Source organism: Streptococcus cuniculi (assembly GCF_001921845.1).
Taxonomy (GTDB): domain Bacteria; phylum Bacillota; class Bacilli; order Lactobacillales; family Streptococcaceae; genus Streptococcus; species Streptococcus cuniculi.
Genome location: NZ_MSJM01000007.1, coordinates 26039 through 40873, shown reverse-complemented (window position 1 = coordinate 40873; position 14835 = coordinate 26039). Strand labels below are relative to the sequence as shown.

At 39.9% G+C, this 14835-nt stretch carries 27 protein-coding genes and 1 riboswitch; of the genes, 5 read left to right on the top strand and 22 right to left on the bottom strand.

Going from position 1 to position 14835, the window contains the following annotated elements; translation table 11 throughout:
• Positions 1–2 precede the first annotated feature (2 nt).
• The 8 genes from BU202_RS08125 to BU202_RS10565 form a co-directional block, all read right to left on the bottom strand.
• Positions 3–242, bottom strand: a complete 240-nt coding sequence (locus BU202_RS08125; protein ID WP_142354774.1) for a hypothetical protein — start codon at positions 240–242, stop codon at positions 3–5.
• Complete coding sequence (locus BU202_RS08120; RefSeq protein WP_244149038.1) at positions 227–559, bottom strand: FtsB/FtsL family cell division protein; 333 nt, start codon at positions 557–559, stop codon at positions 227–229. The genes BU202_RS08125 and BU202_RS08120 overlap by 16 nt, the downstream gene beginning before the upstream one ends.
• 9 nt (positions 560–568) lie before the next feature.
• A complete protein-coding gene (ssb, locus tag BU202_RS08115) occupies positions 569–991 on the bottom strand; it encodes a single-stranded DNA-binding protein (RefSeq protein ID WP_075105285.1) in 423 nt (140 codons plus the stop codon).
• Positions 992–1243: 252 nt separating this feature from the next.
• Positions 1244–1453: a hypothetical protein gene (locus tag BU202_RS08105; RefSeq protein WP_075105283.1), complete on the bottom strand. Its 210-nt coding sequence runs from the start codon at positions 1451–1453 to the stop codon at positions 1244–1246.
• A 1-nt stretch (position 1454) separates the two neighbouring features.
• The gene (locus BU202_RS08100; protein ID WP_075105282.1) at positions 1455–2273 is read right to left on the bottom strand and encodes a DnaD domain protein; all 819 of its coding nucleotides are present in this window, start codon (positions 2271–2273) and stop codon (positions 1455–1457) included.
• Positions 2274–2510: 237 nt separating this feature from the next.
• Positions 2511–2744 (bottom strand): hypothetical protein, encoded by a 234-nt coding sequence (locus tag BU202_RS08090; protein WP_075105280.1) that lies wholly within the window; start codon positions 2742–2744, stop codon positions 2511–2513.
• Complete coding sequence (locus tag BU202_RS10780) at positions 2741–2896, bottom strand: BOW99_gp33 family protein (protein WP_425274624.1); 156 nt, start codon at positions 2894–2896, stop codon at positions 2741–2743. Before BU202_RS10780 ends, BU202_RS08090 begins: the two co-directional genes overlap by 4 nt.
• A gap of 44 nt (positions 2897–2940) precedes the next feature.
• Positions 2941–3099: a hypothetical protein gene (locus tag BU202_RS10565; RefSeq protein WP_167364750.1), complete on the bottom strand. Its 159-nt coding sequence runs from the start codon at positions 3097–3099 to the stop codon at positions 2941–2943.
• Positions 3100–3167: 68 nt separating this feature from the next.
• On the opposite strand from BU202_RS10565, the gene BU202_RS08085 reads away from it, so the two are divergent.
• A complete protein-coding gene (locus BU202_RS08085; protein WP_075105279.1) occupies positions 3168–3371 on the top strand; it encodes a hypothetical protein in 204 nt (67 codons plus the stop codon).
• Positions 3372–3382: 11 nt separating this feature from the next.
• Here BU202_RS08085 and BU202_RS08080 read toward each other — a convergent pair whose 3' ends face one another.
• From BU202_RS08080 to BU202_RS08070, 3 genes are read right to left on the bottom strand one after another with little or no spacing between them, the layout of a single operon-like run.
• Positions 3383–3604, bottom strand: a complete 222-nt coding sequence (locus BU202_RS08080; protein ID WP_075105278.1) for a hypothetical protein — start codon at positions 3602–3604, stop codon at positions 3383–3385.
• A 14-nt stretch (positions 3605–3618) separates the two neighbouring features.
• On the bottom strand, positions 3619–4335 hold the full coding sequence (locus BU202_RS08075; protein WP_075105277.1) for a phage antirepressor KilAC domain-containing protein: 717 nt from the start codon (positions 4333–4335) through the stop codon (positions 3619–3621).
• Between the two features lie 11 nt (positions 4336–4346).
• The gene (locus BU202_RS08070; protein WP_075105276.1) at positions 4347–4577 is read right to left on the bottom strand and encodes a phage repressor protein; all 231 of its coding nucleotides are present in this window, start codon (positions 4575–4577) and stop codon (positions 4347–4349) included.
• A gap of 161 nt (positions 4578–4738) precedes the next feature.
• On the opposite strand from BU202_RS08070, the gene BU202_RS08065 reads away from it, so the two are divergent.
• The 3 genes from BU202_RS08065 to BU202_RS08055 all read left to right on the top strand — a co-directional run bounded on the left by BU202_RS08065 (position 4739) and on the right by BU202_RS08055 (position 7265).
• Positions 4739–5488 (top strand): XRE family transcriptional regulator, encoded by a 750-nt coding sequence (locus tag BU202_RS08065; protein WP_075105275.1) that lies wholly within the window; start codon positions 4739–4741, stop codon positions 5486–5488.
• Between the two features lie 17 nt (positions 5489–5505).
• Positions 5506–5706: a hypothetical protein gene (locus BU202_RS08060; protein WP_075105274.1), complete on the top strand. Its 201-nt coding sequence runs from the start codon at positions 5506–5508 to the stop codon at positions 5704–5706.
• A 140-nt stretch (positions 5707–5846) separates the two neighbouring features.
• Positions 5847–7265 (top strand): recombinase family protein, encoded by a 1419-nt coding sequence (locus tag BU202_RS08055; protein WP_075105273.1) that lies wholly within the window; start codon positions 5847–5849, stop codon positions 7263–7265.
• A 111-nt stretch (positions 7266–7376) separates the two neighbouring features.
• On the opposite strand, the gene ytpR is transcribed toward BU202_RS08055, so the two are convergent.
• The 3 genes from ytpR to BU202_RS08040 are packed head-to-tail and all read right to left on the bottom strand — an operon-like array spanning position 7377 to position 8611.
• On the bottom strand, positions 7377–8006 hold the full coding sequence (gene ytpR, locus BU202_RS08050) for a YtpR family tRNA-binding protein (RefSeq protein ID WP_075105272.1): 630 nt from the start codon (positions 8004–8006) through the stop codon (positions 7377–7379).
• 3 nt (positions 8007–8009) lie between these two features.
• Complete coding sequence (locus BU202_RS08045) at positions 8010–8330, bottom strand: thioredoxin family protein (protein ID WP_075105271.1); 321 nt, start codon at positions 8328–8330, stop codon at positions 8010–8012.
• Entirely contained in the window at positions 8327–8611 is a 285-nt protein-coding gene (locus BU202_RS08040) for a DUF4651 domain-containing protein (protein ID WP_075105382.1), read from the bottom strand. Before BU202_RS08040 ends, BU202_RS08045 begins: the two co-directional genes overlap by 4 nt.
• A 52-nt stretch (positions 8612–8663) precedes the next feature.
• Between BU202_RS08040 and pepA the strand changes: the two genes are divergently transcribed.
• On the top strand, positions 8664–9737 hold the full coding sequence (gene pepA, locus BU202_RS08035) for a glutamyl aminopeptidase (RefSeq protein ID WP_075105270.1): 1074 nt from the start codon (positions 8664–8666) through the stop codon (positions 9735–9737).
• A gap of 49 nt (positions 9738–9786) precedes the next feature.
• On the opposite strand, the gene BU202_RS08030 is transcribed toward pepA, so the two are convergent.
• The 8 genes from BU202_RS08030 to comGC all read right to left on the bottom strand — a co-directional run bounded on the left by BU202_RS08030 (position 9787) and on the right by comGC (position 14835).
• A complete protein-coding gene (locus BU202_RS08030; RefSeq protein WP_075105269.1) occupies positions 9787–10350 on the bottom strand; it encodes a folate family ECF transporter S component in 564 nt (187 codons plus the stop codon).
• A gap of 38 nt (positions 10351–10388) precedes the next feature.
• A riboswitch (THF riboswitch) is annotated at positions 10389–10478 on the bottom strand.
• A gap of 316 nt (positions 10479–10794) precedes the next feature.
• Positions 10795–11985 carry an acetate kinase gene (locus BU202_RS08025; protein WP_075105268.1) on the bottom strand — a complete coding sequence of 397 codons (1191 nt, stop codon included), beginning with the start codon at positions 11983–11985 and terminating at the stop codon, positions 10795–10797.
• A gap of 49 nt (positions 11986–12034) precedes the next feature.
• Complete coding sequence (locus tag BU202_RS08020; protein WP_075105267.1) at positions 12035–12988, bottom strand: class I SAM-dependent methyltransferase; 954 nt, start codon at positions 12986–12988, stop codon at positions 12035–12037.
• 22 nt (positions 12989–13010) lie between these two features.
• Positions 13011–13439: a competence type IV pilus minor pilin ComGG gene (comGG, locus tag BU202_RS08015; protein ID WP_142354773.1), complete on the bottom strand. Its 429-nt coding sequence runs from the start codon at positions 13437–13439 to the stop codon at positions 13011–13013.
• A gap of 7 nt (positions 13440–13446) precedes the next feature.
• Positions 13447–13881 carry a competence type IV pilus minor pilin ComGF gene (gene comGF / locus BU202_RS08010; protein ID WP_083605778.1) on the bottom strand — a complete coding sequence of 145 codons (435 nt, stop codon included), beginning with the start codon at positions 13879–13881 and terminating at the stop codon, positions 13447–13449.
• Entirely contained in the window at positions 13868–14161 is a 294-nt protein-coding gene (gene comGE, locus BU202_RS08005; RefSeq protein WP_075105264.1) for a competence type IV pilus minor pilin ComGE, read from the bottom strand. Before comGE ends, comGF begins: the two co-directional genes overlap by 14 nt.
• Entirely contained in the window at positions 14133–14471 is a 339-nt protein-coding gene (gene comGD / locus BU202_RS08000; RefSeq protein ID WP_244149036.1) for a competence type IV pilus minor pilin ComGD, read from the bottom strand. Before comGD ends, comGE begins: the two co-directional genes overlap by 29 nt.
• A 49-nt stretch (positions 14472–14520) precedes the next feature.
• On the bottom strand, positions 14521–14835 hold the full coding sequence (gene comGC / locus BU202_RS07995; protein ID WP_075105262.1) for a competence type IV pilus major pilin ComGC: 315 nt from the start codon (positions 14833–14835) through the stop codon (positions 14521–14523).

Below are 14835 nucleotides of genomic sequence, written 5' to 3'. Positions count from 1 at the left end.
TTTTATATCGGCAATTCATCACGCTGATTGTAAACATCAATCACCATATTTAGCCATTCTGGATCAATAATTAAAAATTGATTCATGGTCAAATAATAGCGCTGCTGCTCAGACCAATATTTAAAATCATCAACATCATCAATCGATTTATTCGTTGTAACAATCCGCTCAATATAACCCGATTTCAATCTATAGCCGTTTGCGCACACCTTTTCAACTGTAATCTTCATCTTGCACGCCACTTCCTTCCCAGCTTCCGTCTATTCATACTGGACCGCTTAGACTCGCTATATGAATCAATGACAATCTGCGTCAGATAGAGATTGCTACGCTTCAAGCGCTCAATCGTTTCCTCGTCTTTCTTCATGTCAAGATAACAACGACGCTTCTCATCTTCAAGAAAATCATTTTGTTCACGTAATTCCTTGTTTTTATCTTCTAAAAAGCGAATGTAATTCAATGTACTTTCTAACGCTCGTACACCGCTCATATCAATCACCACATCAGCAGAATCTGCTGAACTTGTACGTTTCAATCCTGTAAAAATTCCTTCTGTCATATTTTCCTCCTAAAATGGCAAGTCATCATCTGAAACATCCATTGGCGTTGTCGGTCCAAAGTATGGCGCATGTTGTGCCATCGAAGCCTGATTTGCTGCCTGATTTTCTTTTGCTCTACTTTCTAACAATTGGAAGCTATCCGCGATGACTTCTGTCACATAGACACGTTTCCCTTGCTGATTTTCATAATGTCGTGTCTGAATCCGACCGGTCACGCCAATCAAAGCACCTTTTTTAGCCCAGTTGGCCAAGTTTTCAGCCTGCTGCCGCCAAATGACCACGTTAATAAAATCCGCTTCCCGCTCACCATTCTGATTTTTAAAATTACGGTTCACCGCAAGCGTAAACGTCGCAACTGCTTGATTAGACGGAGTGTATTTCAATTCCGCATCTCTCGTCATGCGACCAACTAATACTACATTGTTAATCATCAGTTTTATCCTTTCTTGCGCTACGCTCACCGACTAAATAACCGAGCATAATCCAAATCAAAGCCATTCCAACTTCTTTTGCAAATTCAATTAACGTGTCCATTTACATACCTACTTTCTTTTATTTCTTTAGTCATTCTATCCAACTCGTCTTTAAATTCTTGATCAGACAAAGACATCAGCCTGACTTTCTCCGACATTCTCAAATGGCAATCGTTGGCCCACGACCACGATTGCATCGCAAACAATCTATCAAGTCTGTTCAAGTTTTTCCTCCTCAATCTCCATATTGCCAATTTTGACAATCCACAACATGCGAGCCACTAGCAATGCTACCGCGTATGATACAAAATGAATTGCCACACGATCAACACCGTACGTTATATCAACACCAGTAGGACCAATCTGCACCGCCCGAATATAGTTCTTGTCAGCCTTATTTATATTTTTGATGAGGTACATATCAATCTTTATCCTTCCAATAATTCATCGCCTCTTTGAAATCCTCCGAAACCGGCACATTTTTTGGCAAATGAGTATTCTCTCGCTCTCTACGCTTAGCTTCAATCAGTTCAACGGTGTTCAGATTGTCATTCTTCCAGTTTCTCAATATCCCTTGAATGTATTTCAAGTTTGGTTTGCCTTTGAAAACAGCTTCTTTCACTGCTTCCATAATCACTTCTGGACTATGCGCATCATCTGACACCCATTTTTGAATTTCTTCGATTTCAAGAGGCGATAATAGCCGCCCAAACTCTTCTTCAAATTTTCGGATGAGTTCTTTATTATTTATACAACTACTACTAGATAATTCTTTCTCTTGCTCTATATCTTTATCTAGCTCTAACTCTATATCTATCTCTTTCTCTATCTCTATTGGACGAGTGTTGGACAACTTTTGGACATTGTCCAATAGAGCCTGTTTATCACGCTGATTTCTCTTATATCTTGCCCAATCAGTTTCTTGAGCAATGAGAGCAGGAACCTGCAACATAGAAATATCATTATCAACTTGAAGTAGACCTGCCTTCTCAAAATAGCTGACAGTCATCGCTACATTTTCCTCGGTCTCTTCTAGCTTTGTAGCTGTTTCTTCTATGATGTTGTTTAACGTTCCTTCGTAATACAAGATGCCATCTGTGCTCAATGAAGCTAACATCATTCTCTGATAGAGCAGAATCATATCTTTCCCGCCGGGGAGCTTCATGGCTTTTTTAATCGCTAGATTTTCAAAGAAATTATTATCGAGTTTGAGCCAAAAATAAACCTTTGTTTTAGCCATCAACTCCTCCTATCCAAAATCAATCTTCTGCAGTTATTGAGCGATTGACGCATTCTTTCTCGCTCATTTGATTGGTAAGCAGCAAGAACAGCTAACGCGTACTCCTCTTTCTCACGCTGCAACCGCAATTCTCGTTTATGCCTCTTTCGTGCTCTCTCCTCTCGTATCATATCTTTGAGAGCTTCTAGCATACAAAGCACCAGAATCAGCGATACAACACAAATTCCGCCTAACAACTCACTTAACATCCGCTCCCGCCTTTCTCATCTCTTCCATCGTTTGAATCATCTTACGCAAACGATGATTTTCACACATCGCTTCATTGTAAAGTTCCTGATACAAGATAGCTTCTTCATACTTCTCTTGCGCAATCCGCTTCCACTCCTTGACATCCGTCAAGACAATATCCGACTGCTCTTCTTCGAATGTATCCAGTTCGAAATACTTTTTTAGTTTCTCAATAAATTTCATGCTGTTTTCTCCGTTTTATTCTTACTTAGCATTATCAACGTTTGATAAACTGAATGTTCTTTAGGTATTACTATATCTGCTGGATTGACCTCGGTCCCGTCAGGTAGAAAGCACCGAACTGTAAGTACCTGTTGTGTTTTTTCTTTTTTCATGATAGAATAACCTCGTAAATATTTTTTATTGAGCCTGATTGCCGTCAGGCTTTTTCTATTTGTTTCCTTGCGTTTCCTAGTGCAAGTATCGTCTCCCACGCTGTCAAACCGACCAAGCTGTCGATAAAGACATTGCTGAGACGATGATATTTCTTTTGCCAGTTATTAACTAGCAAGCGCTGTTTGTGGTCTAGTTCAGCCATAATCACTCCTATTGTTTGTTGTTCTCCTGTGCTATAATGAAATTATCAAGACAGAAAGGAGGCGCCGTATGAAACAATTTATTATTGATTCATTAGATGACGAGACGTGTACAATCACTATTTCCTTTACAAATGGTGATAAAGTGACATTCTTTCAAATCTACGAAAAATATACTGAACACGACAATTTTATGGATTTGGTAGAAATGAACACCGATTATAGACATCTTGTCAATTTGGAACAAGTCGCACATATCCGATTAAATGTGTAGATGTTCTGAACCTAGTCTTTTAGGCTAGGTTTTATTGTTTGATTCAATGAGCGTTTCCGAATATTGTCTCGGATAATTCTTTCTAACGCCCCTATTTCTTTGATATTAGCATGTGTATCCCATACACTTGACAAGGCTTCTTGATAAGTTTTGGAATGAGCTAGAATATCTTCAATTAACTGTTCAAAATGTTTTTCGATAATCTCTGCTATCGCTTTTTGTTTATCTTTCATCTTTTTATCCCCTCCTACACCACTGCCACACCTTGGCTCAAGAACTTATCACTAAAATATATCTGACCCTTACCAGTCATTTTAGTTGTCTTACTGATACGAATGCTGCCGTTAGGCTCATGGTGAACACGTTCCTTGACCTCAAATAGTTTCATGTCCATGCTTCGTTTGGTGGGCATATTGTAGCTTTCGCCCCGCTTCCGAATAAGAAAGCCATTCTCACGCAACCAAGCAAATAGCCGATTTTGTCCAATGTCATATCCCTTTTGTCGTAAGATTTTTGCAAAATCTCCAATCAGAATAGAGGTTGAACTTGCTTCTACTGCTTCAGCAAACAGTACTTTTGGTCTATCTGCTTCAATCTGTGCCTCTAGCTGATGGACTTTTTTATCTGCCATAAGTAAGGCTCTTGCCATGATTTTCTCTGGACTATTGAAATCCTTTTCTACTTGAATGAAATACTGTCGAACCTGCTTACCTTTTTCGGTGCGTTGGATCATGGCGATTTCTTTAGCCATATCTAGTTTGATGATGTGGTCAACGGCTCGCCGACCGCCTGTACTTTCGCTCAAATTTGAGCAAAAGTCCTCAAACTCTGTAAAGCCGTATTCTACCATTCGAGGGAACCAGTCTTTATAGGCTGTTTTCACTCCTAACGCTTGATGCAACTGGCGACCAGATACAACTGGCTCTTGTCGCTCGTTTAAGTTAATGTTTATTAGTTCCTGCATATTGCTCCTTTCTACGACTGTCGCATTTTCGCGACTTTTTTGTTAAAAAAAATAGATAACGCTTCTTCGTCGGATAACCCTAAAGACAAAACAATATCATTAGCTTCTTTAACCGAGAAAGTCCCACCTTGCTTCATTTTACGATAAAATGTGCTCCTATTGATGCCGATTTCATCCGCTAAAACTTCTTGAGTTGTGTTTTTCTCAACAATCTTGCCTTTTAATTTTGAAATATCAACCATGTAGCTCTCCTTTCAAGTCGCATTGTTGCGACTTGTTGATTAAAGTATAAACCATAAAGAATGAAATGTCAACAACAAAATCTCTTTTTTGCGATTTTAATTGTTGCAAATTTGCGACATAGGGTGTATAATCTATTTATAAAACAATAAAGAGGTGTGAGATGAATGTAGGAAAAAGAATAAAAGCCCGTCGAACTGAACTAGGTTTTAACGCAGATTGGCTGGCTAAAAAAATAGGAGTATCTCGCTCTACCATATTTAGGTATGAAAAAGGGGATATTGAAAAAATGCCAACTGAGACTTTAGAAAGGATAGCCTCTGCTCTCAATACTAGTCCTGCTTATTTTATGGGTTGGAGCAAAACTGATACTGAATCCCATACCCCAATCATCTCAATCTACAATAGACTCGAAGAACCACGGCAAGAAAAAGTCCTTGACTTTGCCAAAGAACAATTAGAGGAACAATCTCAAAATAAAGTTGTTTCTATGTTCGATGGCGAAGATGACTTATACGAAGTTCAAGGTGTGACCTATGCAGCAGCCGCAAGTGGTTTTGGTCGTGGATATGAAGCAGATGACTACGATACATACACCGTCTATACTGACGAAGAACCGCCTCACTACGATTACGCAATCGGAGTTCGTGGAGATAGTATGTTGCCAAAGTATGAACCAGGTGACATGCTCTATATTGTAGATAGAGGTATGTCAACTTATAGCGGTCAACTCTGTATTGTGGTCCACAACGGACAGACCTACTTCAAGAAAGTATATACAGAAGACGATGGACTTCGTCTGGTATCACTCAATAAGAAATACAGCGATATTTTTATCGACTACCCGCCGGCAGAAGATACCTATATTAAAATTTATGATGTGATTGGTAGTTTTACGCCGATTGAAATTTAATAAGGAGGATAAATTTTATGTGCAATTACGAAATGGAAGTAATACACCATAATTTAGACTGCAAATGCCACCGCAGAAGAGAGTGGATTGAGGTGAACGGAGAAATGACCCCTATTGAATTTTCGGTTGATGATCCAAGTAAACTTCCGATGTCCGAAGAGGACAAGGCTAGAATAGCAATGGTTCTTGAGCAGCACCTCAAGAATAAAAAGAAATAAAAAAGCCCTACGCTCTCAAAGTTTGGCGACTCCGAGCGTAGAGCGATAATACAAGAAAGATTTTCAAAAGATACTATTTTTGAACTCTTTTCTTGTACCTATTTTATCATTTTTTTATAAATTTTGAAAGAGGTACTACTATGATTGCAACGAATAAAGTAGCTATTTACGTGCGGGTTTCAACCATTTCTCAGGCGGAAGAAGGCTACTCAATAGATGAACAAATCAATAAATTAAAAGCGTACTGCGATATAAAAGATTGGTCTATCTATGATGTTTATAGTGACGGTGGTTTTTCTGGTGCTAGCACGAATAGACCAGCGCTAGAAAGACTGATAAACGATGCAATGAAGAAAGAATTTGATACTGTCATAGTTTACAAGTTAGACCGACTAAGCCGTAGTCAAAAAGATACTCTTTACCTAATTGAGGAAATATTCAATAAGTATGATATAGCATTTTATAGCTTAGCTGAAAACTTCGATACTTCTACAGCTTTTGGAAAGGCAATGGTAGGTATTCTTAGCGTATTCGCTCAACTTGAAAGAGAGCAAATCAAGGAGCGCATGCTACTCGGCAAACTGGGACGAGCTAAGGCAGGTCATTCGATGATGTGGACAAACCCGCCATTCGGCTATCGGATATCAAAAGGAGATAAAGTTGTCAGCATCAACCCTGTACAATCTGTCATTGTAAAACGGATATTTTCTGAATATATAGCTGGAAAACCCATATCAAAAATCTTAACAGATTTGGATACAGAGGGGCATGTCGGACGCTCAAAGCCATGGAGCTTAACGACAATTAAGGATATATTGAAAAATCCTACTTACTGGGGTAAAATCCGCTATCAGGGAGAATTATATGACGGTTTACATGAACCGATTATATCCGAAGAGGAATTTAAACTTGCACAAGTAGAATTGAGGCGGAGACAAGATGAGACTTTCTCTCGAACGAATAATCCACGACCTTTTCAATCTAAATATATGCTATCGGGTTTATTAAAATGCGGATATTGCGGTTCTACTTTGAGAATATATGTTGCACATAAGCGAAAAGACGGAACATATCCTCCATTAAAATATCAATGCGCAAATAGATTTTCTAAAGACACTAAAAAACGCTGTAATTCAAGGCAGTATGATAAATCAGAATTGGAAGCTACAATCATTTCTAAATTGAATCAACTAAGACTTAATAACGATATAGAGGTTGTGACAAAGCCAAATATAAATAAAGATGAGTTAAAACAGGAAATTCAAGCTATAGCAACCAAATTAAATAGATTAACCGATTTATATGTTGACGGAATTATAAACAGAGATGACTTACAAAAAAGAAGGCTCGCATTAGAAAATCAAAAAAGCATACTTGAATCAGAATTAGCGATTGATCATGACGAACTTCTTACTAGAAGGAAACAAACGATATTAGAGGAGTTAGGCAGGCTCAACTTAATAGAGGGTAGCTATGTAGAGCAAACTACAATTGTCCGAAAGGTTGTCAAAGAGATTCTGGTAAAAACCGGCAGCATAGATTTAATGCTAGATATATAGCGGTATTGTATCAAGTTAATCAGAATGACTTTATTATACATTTTTTATCCTCCTACTTCTCTATTCGAAAAAAATATAAAAAAAGCTGGCCGAACCAACTTTTTTCATTTTTTATGATACTTGCCAATGTTTTGCAGGATCAAAAGGTGTTCCAGCCACCTCACTTGAATCCAACTCAATAATACCGCGTTTCTGTGGCGCATTTGGCAGCTGCAACTCACGAGGACTACACATCATACCAAAACTCTTTTCGCCACGTAACTCGCCTGGGAAAATCAAGCTACCGTTTGGCATCATGGCTTCTGGAAGTGCAACAATGGTCTTCAAACCCAAAGCCGCATTTGGCGCACCTGCAACGATTTGAACAATCTTGTCTTCTGCTACTTTAACCTGGCAGATATGCAAGTGGTCACTGTCTGGATGAGCAACTAGCTCGACAATTTCTCCAACGACAAATTTCGGCTCATAATCGTTAACCAAACTTTCTGCAAAGCCTTCTTTTTGCAATTCTTGATTAAGGACTGCCACTTCTTCGTCTCTTAAGAAGACCTGACCGCGTCCTGCAATATCAATCAGGCTAGACACTTGAAAAATATTCCATGCAACGGTTTCTTGATTGTCTAGCTGAAAGACACGGGCTACATTACCCTTGCGCTCAACATCTAGCTTTTTATCCTTGCTATCTGAAACAATCACCATGAGGACATCGCCAACATGTTCCTTATTATATGTAAAAATCATCCTTTATCCTCTCACACTTGCTAAAAAGTCATTGATTTCTTGCTTGGTCTTGCGATCACGATTGACAAAGCGACCGATTTCCTTGCCTTTTTCAAGCACGACTAGACTTGGAATTCCAAATACATTCCACTCCTGAGCCACTTCCAGATACTCATCACGATCTACCAAGACAAATTGAAAATCCTGATTATCCGCTTCAATTTCTGGCAAAAATGGCTTGATAAAACGGCAATCTCCGCACCATTCTGCTGAAAAGAAAAAGACTTGTTTTCCTTCTTGTTCTGCTAAATTGGCTAATTCTTCAAGATTCTTTGGAATAATCATGCTAACTCCTCCTCATACCAAATAACACCAGCTTCATTTTCAAACAAATAGACCCGCTCGTCCTCCATGACAACACCGCCAACGAGACGATCCTTGCTTGATTCCATTTCATTGATAAAGACTGTCGCAATCTCTCCGTATTCCGCAAAAAACGCCCGCACTTGCTGAAGGGCCTTGGCTTTTTTTCGCTCCTCATATACTGTCATCACAAATCGCGCACTAGCTGCGAGGACACCCGCTCCAACTACACCTGCTAGCAAGGCTGCTTTTTTCTTCTTCATAACCAACATTTTACCATAATTCATGTTAAAATAGTAGCTAGGAGGATCAATTATGTCACATTCGAATTTATTTAAAAAAATCAAAGAAGTTACCGAACTACAAGGTATTGCAGGCTTCGAACACGATGTCCGCGACCATATTCGCCGTAAAATCACTCCACATGTGGATCGGATTGAAACCGATGGCCTGGGAGGAATCTTCGGTATCAAGGATACTAGCCAAGAAAATGCACCTCGCATCATGGTTGCTTCCCACATGGATGAAGTCGGCTTTATGATTAGCCAAATTAAGGCAGATGGAACTTTCCGAGTGGTAGGAATCGGGGGCTGGAATCCCCTTGTCGTATCTAGTCAAGCCTTCACACTCCACTTGCAAGACGGTCGTCAAATCCCTGCCATTTCAGGATCTATGCCTCCTCACCTCTCTCGTGGTAGCAATGGAAACGCTGGACTTCCTGCTATCGGTGATGTGATTTTTGATGCTGGATTTGCTTCCAAAGAAGAAGCTGAAGCCTTCGGTGTTCGTCCCGGTGATATCCTCGTTCCGAAAAACGAAACCATCCTGACTGCAAACGGTCAAAATGTGATTTCAAAGGCTTGGGACAATCGCTTTGGAGTTCTCATGGTGACTGAATTACTTGAAAATCTATCAAGTACATCACTACCAAATCAACTGATTGCAGGAGCCAACGTCCAAGAAGAAGTCGGTTTGCGCGGTGCGCACGCTTCTACGACCAAGTTCAATCCAGATATTTTCCTTGCAGTGGATTGCTCACCAGCAGGTGATATCTTCGGAGAACAAGGCAATATCGGAGACGGTACGCTCTTACGCTTTTACGATCCAGGCCATATCATGTTGAAAAATATGAAAGATTTCTTGCTGACAACCGCAGAAGAAGCTGGCATCAAATTCCAATACTACTGCGCAAAAGGCGGAACCGATGCAGGGGCTGCGCACATGAAAAATCATGGTATCCCATCTACTACAATCGGAGTTTGTGCGCGTTACATCCATTCACACCAAACACTCTACAATATGGATGATTTCTTACAAGCACAAGCCTTCTTACAGGCTATTGTGAAAAAGCTGGACCGTTCGACTGTTGACTTGATCAAGCATTATTAGGTCCATATACCAACAAAAAAGCAACAATGGGATGAATTGTTGCTTTTTCTCATTTTTTAATCCCCATTAGCTTACGGATCTCTGGGATTCTATGAAGCTGTGGCAAGAAAATCATTGTCACAACTACTCTAAATGGAATTTCTAGAATTTTAAAAATACGCCCTTGAGCAAAGAATTGAACCGAAATAGGGACATGTTGGTAAATCTGGTTGAGAAGCGGGGTCAAAAAGAAGGTCCCTATTCCCATAATCACTGATGTAGCCGATAATACATACAGCCAGTCTTTTTTACTGTGGATATCTAATTTTTTCCCATAGTAAAAATAACCATATAAAAATCCTTGAACTGCCTCTAGCAGGGTAAACCAAATAATAAACGGATACCCGGAGTTTAAAGCCGTCAACACGTCATTCACCACGAACACAATCATCGCAAGCCATGGTCCTGCCAACATTCCGATAAGCGTATTGGCAATAAACGACAGGCTGACTTTTAGCATCTGAGGAATAATCCAAAATGAAAAGTAGTGCCCCAAGATATAACGAATAGCGATTAACATCGCTAAGACAACCAGTAACTGAACCCCAAGTTTAGGGGATTTCTTTGAAAACATACTATGCTCCTTTTATCAATTGGAGCTGTCGGTTCATCGACAGCGGATGCAATGGTTTACCGCGCTTTCGCTTCGTTGTATGGCAACATCCCATCCATACACACTTAACGCAAACCACCTACTCTGTGCAAATCAACTTTGCTTTTTTATTCTACCACATCTACATGAATTTGACTAGAGCATTTCCAAGCAAATAACCACTATAATTTAGTGGTACATCAGATGTGAGATTCGCGAATAATCTCATTGTTAGAAACTCCGGTCTACTATACTAGAAAAACACGATTTGTATGGAGATGGAGGCAGATTAACTTTTACCTCCATTTAGTTTGTTCGGTTATTAACTTATTACCTAGGATTAAATGGTTATTTAATTGGTAGAGATGATGAGACTTGAAAAAATGGATTCCCAACCAATAGGAACCCACTTTCTTATTTCTAATCTTATTTTTTCAAGCGTTCTACATCACGCGCAATCACAAGCTCTTCGTCAGTTGGAATAACCAGGACTTTGACCTTAGAGTCAGGTGTTGAAATGTCCCCCTCTGCTCCAAAGACATTCTTTTCAGGTTCTAATTCCATACCAAACCAAGACAAGCCTTTCACCACCGCTTCACGGACTGCTACAGAATTTTCACCGATACCAGCTGTAAAGACAAGGGCATCTGCACCATTCAATACCGCAAAGTATTGTCCGATGAATTTTTGAAGGCGATTGATTAACATATCAAAAGCAAGGGTACATTTGGCATCGCCAGCTTCACGACCAGCTTCTACCTCACGCATATCACTTGAGACTTCTGCAATTCCCAAGATACCAGACTGCTTGTTCAAAACATTCACAACATCCGCAGCGTCTTTCAAGTCTGCAACATTTTCGATAAGGTAAGGGATAATCGCAGGATCAATATCTCCAGAACGAGTTCCCATCATTGGACCAGCTAGCGGAGTGAAGCCCATTGAAGTATCAACTGATTTTCCACCATCAACAGCGGTGATAGAAATACCATTTCCGATATGAGCAGTGATTAATTTCAATTCTTCAACTGGTTTCCCTAGGGCTTTTGCTGCCTCACGGGACACATAATAATGAGAAGTACCATGTGCTCCATACTTGCGGACTTGATTTTCTTCGTAATACTTAGTTGCAATTGGATAACGGTACGCTACTTCTGGCATAGTGGTATGGAATGCTGTATCAAAAACCGCCACGCTGGTAATATCTGGCAAGATGTTTTTAAAAGCACGAATACCAGCCGCATTTGCTGGATTATGAAGAGGTGCTAATGCTGACAATTCCTCAATTTTAGCAAGTGCTTCATCGTCAATCAAGACTGAATCTTTGAAAAATTCACCACCAGCTACCACGCGGTGCCCAACACCTGTGATTTCTGAAAAGTCCTCGATAATGTGGTGTGCCAACAAATCATCTAATAAAATTTTTACAGCTTGCACATGATCAGCAATATCGAGTGTCTGGCTGGCAGCTTGACCATCAAATTTAACAGTTGAAATCGAATCTTTTAACCCAATTCGCTCAATCAACCCTTTCGCCAATACTTTTTCTTCTGGCATTTGATAGAGTTGCCATTTCAAACTAGAACTACCTGCGTTAATCGCAATTGTTTTTGACATAAGATTCCCCTTTTTAAGCGTTTTCCTAACTAGTATATCAAATTTTCACTTAAATTGCATTATCTTGTTTCCATTTTTTAAAATTCTCTGTAAAAGCCTGTAATTCCTCAGGACTTTGCAGATTAGTTAAGGGATAAACAAAAGTCTCTACTGGAACATCCGTTTGTTTCTGCAACACAAAAATCGTTTTCGCCATAGACTGGGCTCCAAATAAGGTTGCAGGTAGGGTCATCACCGCTACCACGCTTGCATGTTCTTTCAACCAGTTTTTTAGCAGAGGGCTTTGAGGACTGGTCAACAAATCATTTGGCGCAAGTAAGATAGCATAGCCATCCTGTTTCAAGTATTTCAGGGACTGCTCCATCAACAAATGGTGGGCATAGGTGTGTTCATTTGGACTAGCCACTTGATAGCGTTGAGCAATCCGGTCATCAGGATAATAACCAATTGGCAAATCACCAATAATGACTTGGCTCTCTTTTAAAATTTGCGGGCGAACAGCATCTCCTTGAGCAAAGTGAACGCTACTATCCATCACATCTGCAATGCTGGCCGATAAATCAATCAGCAAATCACCCACTTCAATTCCTAAATAGTCAATCTCTTTCTGACTGTGATTTAAAATCGTTTGTGCCAAATTACCTGTTCCCGAGCCAATCTCTAAGACCGTTACCTGTTCTTCAGTCACGAGTTGCTCCAGTAAAAATGTCAGGATAAATCCGATACTGTCTGGTGTAAATTGGTGATTGTACTGCATCGGTTCTGTCTGATTGGCCTTGATAAAAAGAAATTGGTAGGCACGGCGCCACTCCTCAGCTGTCAGCTGTAATTGCTTCAAGCTAGCAATGTTCGTAGCAACCACTTCATTCTCATGACTTCCCGCCAAATAATCAGCATTTTGCTCAATCAAGGCATCATAAAAGTTCGTTCCTAGAAGGTTCTGGATTGTTTGGACATTTTCTAATAGCAGGTCATAAGCCTGTTCAATCTTTTCAAAATTCATATTCCTATCATATCAAAAAAGACTATTTTTCGCTAGATAAAGGAAATGAATAAGAGAAATCATGGCCAGCTGTCGTCGTAACTGTCACAAGGAGCAGATTGTTCTCTGAGCGATAGCGCGATCGTCCTTTAGAAAAGCGGATATCGCCCTGCACACTCATACTCCTTTTACCTTCTTCATCTTTTACTTCCGTTGCTTTCAGCTCTGACTGCTGTTTGTCATCTCCCTCCACTCCTCTTGCCATCTTTGGAAATTCCTTGGAGTCCACTAAGTCATGCAGCTTTTCCTTTATTTCCTCCCGCGCAATATCAGCTGTCCATTCAGCCATCAAATAGGCCTCGGTACTTTCGTAATTAGCCGAAGTAACTCGTGCTTCTGACAATTGAGCATGTAAATAAAACTGCAGCAATAAACTGAAAATAGCGACCATAAGCAAGGCATATAACATCATTCCTCCCCTACACTTTTTCTTCAAAACGATATACAAAACTTCTCTCCCAACCATTTTCAAAGGTAATATCTATCTGAACCACTGTTTGCTCTTGGTGAATCTTGGCCGACGCAACCTGATATAGCATAGGCTGATAGCCTTGACCCTTGTCACTCGTCTTACGAAAATCATCCGCCTTTGATTTACCAAAAGACAGTTGTTGACCAGATTTGTCGACATACAGATGGTCATTTTCTACTTTAACTAGACGCACGTCGGCTAATTCATATCGCAATTGGTCCGCAAAGACCAGCCACTTCTTTTCCAAGCTGGTATCCTGATAAGTGATTTCATGATGAACGAGCTTGGCCAAGCCATCAAATACGAGTAGACCGCCTGAGATAACTAGCAAGGCTAAAAGGCACTCCAAGAGCGTAAAAGCCGCCACCTTACTCTTTTTCAATATTTAAAACCTCCTCACCTTGATAGTAGACACGAATATAACGACTATTTCGCTGAACTGTTATGATACTGCCATTCAGAGCAAGGCGTTCTTGTCTTGACTGGATAGCCATCTTGGCTAACAACAAGACCTCTTGTTTTTGCCACTGTTTTTCTTGCCACCTTCTGCTATGAAGCACTCCTGTCAGGAGCAGGCTTGTAATCATTGCAAAGACAGCTAATGCGACCAAACTTTCTAATAAAATATAGGCTTTATTTTTCTGTTTTTTTATAGCTCCCACTCCCTAAATATAATTGATAGCTGATTTTCTTCTCTTTTGTTAAAAATTCAATTTTTACTAAAGAGGAGTTTCCGCCATGATGGTCAAGCAGGATTTGTTGTTCCTGCTGAAGCTGCACGGTAGATGGTAATTTCAATCGATCATACTCATTTGAAATCGTAGATACTGTACAATCAAGAACCACTGGCCTATGAGAAAATATAGCTAGCTGTTGGCTCGTCTTATACATCCTTTCAAATTCAAGAAAAAATACTTGCTCTTCTACACCTGTAAATATCCTATGAACCGAGCTAGATAGTAGAATTGTCACAAAACTAATCATAAACAAGGTTAGCAAGCTTTCCAACAAGGTATAGGCTTTAAGGCTTGACTGTACGAGACTGGTTTGTATTTTTCGCATAATATTCATTATAGGCTTGCGCCTGCGCTTCCGTAATTGCTCCCGTCTCCACCAACCGAGACAGACTGGCTTCTCCTTCGTTTTGTAATTCATACAATTCAGCTTGTCCTTCAACAACCTTCACAACTACTGCATTTCCTGTCTGCTTAGCATTTTCTTTTTGCTTGCTTAAATTTGGGACAAACAAGAGCAAAAGAATACTGATGATGAGTAAGACAACGAGCATTTCTATTAATGTAAAACCTTTTACTTTTATCTTCTTCAATTTTTTCAT

What these genes read in the sequence shown, in the direction of transcription:
- comGG (WP_142354773.1), bottom strand. Translation starts at nt 13,439, where the DNA reads ATGATGTTATATGCCTTGCTTATGGTCGCTATTTTCAGTTTATTGCTG.
- BU202_RS08080 (WP_075105278.1), bottom strand. Translation starts at nt 3,604, where the DNA reads ATGAAAGATAAACAAAAAGCGATAGCAGAGATTATCGAAAAACATTTT.
- BU202_RS08105 (WP_075105283.1), bottom strand. Translation starts at nt 1,453, where the DNA reads ATGTACCTCATCAAAAATATAAATAAGGCTGACAAGAACTATATTCGG.
- pepA (WP_075105270.1), top strand. Translation starts at nt 8,664, where the DNA reads ATGTCACATTCGAATTTATTTAAAAAAATCAAAGAAGTTACCGAACTA.
- BU202_RS08040 (WP_075105382.1), bottom strand. Translation starts at nt 8,611, where the DNA reads ATGAAGAAGAAAAAAGCAGCCTTGCTAGCAGGTGTAGTTGGAGCGGGT.
- ytpR (WP_075105272.1), bottom strand. Translation starts at nt 8,006, where the DNA reads ATGATTTTTACATATAATAAGGAACATGTTGGCGATGTCCTCATGGTG.
- BU202_RS08065 (WP_075105275.1), top strand. Translation starts at nt 4,739, where the DNA reads ATGAATGTAGGAAAAAGAATAAAAGCCCGTCGAACTGAACTAGGTTTT.
- BU202_RS10780 (WP_425274624.1), bottom strand. Translation starts at nt 2,896, where the DNA reads ATGAAAAAAGAAAAAACACAACAGGTACTTACAGTTCGGTGCTTTCTA.
- BU202_RS08060 (WP_075105274.1), top strand. Translation starts at nt 5,506, where the DNA reads ATGTGCAATTACGAAATGGAAGTAATACACCATAATTTAGACTGCAAA.
- BU202_RS08085 (WP_075105279.1), top strand. Translation starts at nt 3,168, where the DNA reads ATGAAACAATTTATTATTGATTCATTAGATGACGAGACGTGTACAATC.
- comGC (WP_075105262.1), bottom strand. Translation starts at nt 14,835, where the DNA reads ATGAAAAAATTGAAGAAGATAAAAGTAAAAGGTTTTACATTAATAGAA.
- BU202_RS08075 (WP_075105277.1), bottom strand. Translation starts at nt 4,335, where the DNA reads ATGCAGGAACTAATAAACATTAACTTAAACGAGCGACAAGAGCCAGTT.
- BU202_RS08100 (WP_075105282.1), bottom strand. Translation starts at nt 2,273, where the DNA reads ATGGCTAAAACAAAGGTTTATTTTTGGCTCAAACTCGATAATAATTTC.
- BU202_RS08025 (WP_075105268.1), bottom strand. Translation starts at nt 11,985, where the DNA reads ATGTCAAAAACAATTGCGATTAACGCAGGTAGTTCTAGTTTGAAATGG.
- BU202_RS08120 (WP_244149038.1), bottom strand. Translation starts at nt 559, where the DNA reads ATGACAGAAGGAATTTTTACAGGATTGAAACGTACAAGTTCAGCAGAT.
- BU202_RS08030 (WP_075105269.1), bottom strand. Translation starts at nt 10,350, where the DNA reads ATGTTTTCAAAGAAATCCCCTAAACTTGGGGTTCAGTTACTGGTTGTC.
- BU202_RS08020 (WP_075105267.1), bottom strand. Translation starts at nt 12,988, where the DNA reads ATGAATTTTGAAAAGATTGAACAGGCTTATGACCTGCTATTAGAAAAT.
- BU202_RS08045 (WP_075105271.1), bottom strand. Translation starts at nt 8,330, where the DNA reads ATGATTATTCCAAAGAATCTTGAAGAATTAGCCAATTTAGCAGAACAA.
- BU202_RS08090 (WP_075105280.1), bottom strand. Translation starts at nt 2,744, where the DNA reads ATGAAATTTATTGAGAAACTAAAAAAGTATTTCGAACTGGATACATTC.
- BU202_RS08055 (WP_075105273.1), top strand. Translation starts at nt 5,847, where the DNA reads ATGATTGCAACGAATAAAGTAGCTATTTACGTGCGGGTTTCAACCATT.
- BU202_RS10565 (WP_167364750.1), bottom strand. Translation starts at nt 3,099, where the DNA reads ATGGCTGAACTAGACCACAAACAGCGCTTGCTAGTTAATAACTGGCAA.
- BU202_RS08070 (WP_075105276.1), bottom strand. Translation starts at nt 4,577, where the DNA reads ATGGTTGATATTTCAAAATTAAAAGGCAAGATTGTTGAGAAAAACACA.
- ssb (WP_075105285.1), bottom strand. Translation starts at nt 991, where the DNA reads ATGATTAACAATGTAGTATTAGTTGGTCGCATGACGAGAGATGCGGAA.